This is a genomic window from Mycobacterium sp. TH-M15, assembly GCF_057473705.1.
Map to the genome: position 1 here is coordinate 1 of NZ_JBYCLB010000102.1, position 3064 is coordinate 3064.

At 74.6% G+C, this 3064-nt stretch carries 2 protein-coding genes; both read right to left on the reverse strand.

Annotation, left to right across the window (positions count from 1 at the left end; genetic code table 11):
• Positions 1-376, reverse strand: a 376-nt coding sequence (locus tag AC2VNT_RS02555) for an acyl carrier protein (protein ID WP_486945362.1), incomplete at its 3' end; no start/stop codon positions are given.
• A partial coding sequence (locus tag AC2VNT_RS02560; protein ID WP_486945363.1) for a KR domain-containing protein occupies positions 373-3064 on the reverse strand: 2692 nt, incomplete at its 5' end. The genes AC2VNT_RS02560 and AC2VNT_RS02555, both read right to left, overlap by 4 nt.

The window sequence follows — 3064 nt, forward strand, 5'->3', positions numbered from 1 at the left end:
GCAGGAAGCGCCACAACGCCGCCGGCCCGGCGATGTCACCGGGGAACCGGCAGCCCAGGCCGATCACCGCGATCGGCTCGTCCAGCGCGGCCCGGCCAGTCGGATCCGTTGTCTCCGTATCACTCTGCCCGAGCGGTGCGACCAGATATGCGACCAGCCCGTTCAGCGTGGGATGTTGCCAGAAGTCCACCGGCGAGACCGGCCGGTCCAGCAGTTCGGCCAGCTCACCGGCGAGCACCACCGCCTCACGCGACCCCAGGCCCAGGTCTTTCAGCGACGCGTCGACGTCGATGTCGGCGGGGTCGCAGCCGACGACGGTGACCAGGTAGTCGACCAGCCATCCGCGCAGCCGGTCTTCGGTGAAGCTGGCGGTCACGATGCCGACTCCACGCTGCTGAACAACGCGTCGAGCACGCCGCCGTCCGAACTCGTCGATCCCGCCGGTGCGTCGTCGGCGCCGGGCTCGGGCGCGAGTTTCTTGGCCAGGTAGCCGGCCAGCGCGGCGACCGTCGGGTGGTTCCACAGCATCGTCGCCGACAGCTGGATGCCGACCAGTTGTTCGGCCTCGCGCCGAATCGACATCGCCATCACCGAGTTCAGCCCCAACTCGGCGAAGGGCAGGTCGGCCTCGAGTTCGGCTTCCGGGATGCGCAGCTCGCGGGCGAGGATGGCGCGCAGCCCGCTCTCCAGCTCGGTCAGCAGGTCCGCGCCGTTCAGTCGGGGCCAGATCCGGGCCGGCGCCGGCGGTGGTTCGGCCTGGTCGACCATCGGCGCCATCACCGCCTGGGCGATGTCGTGGGAGTCGACGAACTCCCAGGCGGCGAAGGCCTCGGCCGCGGTGACCGGCCGGGAGCCCAGCCGGTGCAGCTCGTCGACCACCACCGCGGCGTCGGCGGCGAAGCCGAGCCCCTGCCAGGCGACCCAGTCCAGGCTGACGGTATGCCAGCCGCGCCGGTGACAGGACCGGGCCAGGCAGTCCAGATAGGCGTTGGCGCCGGCGTAGGCGCCCTGTCCGGGCACGCCGAAAACCGTTCCGGCCGAGGCGGTCAGGAAGAAGAAGTCGAGTTCGGCCGGGGGCAGGGCCGCCCGCAGCACCGCTCCGCCGGCGACCTTCGGCCACATCACCCGCCGGAACGCGTCGGCCGTGGTCTCGGTGAGCAGCGCGCTCTCCGAGATGCCGGCGGCGTGGATGACACCGCGGATCGGTGGCGCCCCGTCCCGGTCGCGCCGGTCCAGCAGCGCGGCCACCGCGTCCGGTGCACCGACGTCGACCGCCGCCACGTCGACGGCGACGCCGCGCTGTTCCAGCGTCCGGATCGCGGCCACCTTGCGGCGGGTTTCGGCGTCGGCGGCGCCGTCGTCCCAGGCGTGCCGGGCCGGCAGCGGGGTGCGTCCGGTGAGCACCAGCCGGCGGGCGCCGCGGTCGGCGAGCCAGTTCGCCATCAGCAGCCCCAGTGCGCCCAGGCCGCCGGTGATCAGGTAGGCCGCGTCGGGACGGCAGCGCAGCGGCTCCCGGGTGGCCGGACCGGAGAGCGGCGCCAGCGCCGGGATGCGGAACTGGCCGTCGCGCAGCACCAGGGTGGAGCGGGCCGGCTGTGCCAGCGCGGTGGCCAGCGCGGGTGCGAAGTCACCGACGCCGCCGTCGGTCGGCAGGTCGACGAGGCCGCCGCAGAGCTCCGGCTGTTCGGCGGCGATCACCCGGGTGAGGCCCCACAGGCAGCTCTGCGGCAGCGCCGCGGCGGAGTCGGCCTCGTGGACGCCGCGGGTGATGATCCACAGCGTCGCCGGGTGCAGCTCGTCGCGGTCCGCCAGCTGCCGGACCAGCTCGCTCACCTCGGTCGACATCCGCACCGCGGCGTCGACGTCGGTCTCGGCCGGGCCGGGTTCGGCGAGATAGACCAGATAGCGGGCATCGGCGGTCCCGGCCGCCGGGTGCCCGGCGGCGGCCAGCCGATCGGCGAGTTCGGCACCGGCCGGGCCGCCGACCACCGCGACGGTGCCGGTCGCCGACGTCTCGGCGCTCACCGGCCACGGCTGCCAGTCGATGGCGTGTGCGATGGACCGCGGGTCGGCGTCGCGGGCCGATGCCTGCCCGGCGCCGGATGCCCCGTCGACTTCCATGTCGGTGTAGCGCAACCGGTGGATGTCGGCGGCGGTGCTGCCGTCCGGGGTGCGCACAGCGATGTCGACGGTCAGGCCGTCGTCGGGACCATCGGGGCATCGGCGCACCTCGACCGCGACCCGCGGCGAGGTGGGCGCGGCCCCGATCCGGACGCTGTGCACGCCGGACGGCACCAGCAGCGCGTCGCTGCGCCCGGCCAGCCGGGCCAGGTAGACGGCGGCGTCGAGCAGCGCCGGCGTGCTCGCCTCGGCCAGCCGGACGTCGGCGACGACGCCGTCGGCGGTGTGCCGGGCCGATTCGACGGACCAGTCGAACGCCTGGCCGTCCACGCCGGCCTGACGGAAAAGCTCGGCGATCGAGCGGGTTTCGGCGTCACCGAGTTCGGCGGGCGGCGCTGTGCTCGACCGGGCCGCACCGGACCCGTTGGTTCGCTCGGCTGGCGCGGCGAGCTGCGCGGTGAGATGCCGGGTCCAGCGGGGCTCGCGGTCGGTGTCGGCCGGGGCGGACGACACCGTGACCGCCGCACCCGCGCCGGCGCCGTCGATCATCACCTGGATCATTCGCGGCCGGTCGACGACGATCGGCTGCTCGAACCGGATTCCGGTCAGCGCCGGTGTCGCGCCGGCGCGCTCGCCCGCGGCGGTGGCGATCGTGTGCAGCAGCACCGACACCGGCACGACTTCCAAACCGTGCAGCCGGTGAAAGCCCGGGTACGGCTTGGCTTCCGGCACCAGCCGGGCCTGCCAGAGCTGCTTGGGCGGGGTTCCCGCCACGACGGTGTGCCCGCCGAGCAGGGTGCCCGGCCGGGGCGCGGAGCCGGCGGCGGCCAGCCGGGGCTTGTCGGTGATCCAGTGGTGGGTGTGTCGCCACGGGGTGGCCGGCAGCACCGGGTGCGGTTCGGGCGGGTGCTCGCCGAGCTGCGGGGCGGTGGTGCAGGCGGTG